Genomic DNA, 398 nt, shown 5'->3' with positions numbered 1-398 from the left:
GAAGCTAAAGCTGCTGAAAACACTAGTACAGAAAATGCAAAACAAGATGATGCAACGACTAGTGATAAGAAAGAAGTAGTGTCGGAAACTGAAAATAATTCGACAACAGAAAATAATTCAACAAATCCAATTAAGAAAGAAACAAATACTGATTCACAACCAGAAGCTAAAAAAGAATCAACTTCATCAAGTACTCAAAAACAGCAAAATAACGTTACAGCTACAACTGAAACTAAGCCTCAAAACATTGAAAAAGAAAATGTTAAACCTTCAACTGATAAAACTGCGTCAGAAGATACATCTGTTATTTTAGAAGAGAAGAAAGCACCAAATAATACACATAACGATGTAACTACAAAACCATCTACAAGTGAAATTCAAACAAAACCAACTACACC

General features: G+C 32.2%; 1 pseudogene. It reads left to right on the top strand.

From position 1 onward, the window contains the following. Window positions 1-398, top strand: a pseudogene (locus J1M43_RS16225) (hypothetical protein); the annotation flags it as partial.

This window comes from Microbacterium sp. KRD172 (assembly GCF_017168295.1).
Taxonomy (GTDB): domain Bacteria; phylum Actinomycetota; class Actinomycetes; order Actinomycetales; family Microbacteriaceae; genus Microbacterium; species Microbacterium profundi.
This window is presented reverse-complemented; position numbering and strand designations above follow the sequence as displayed.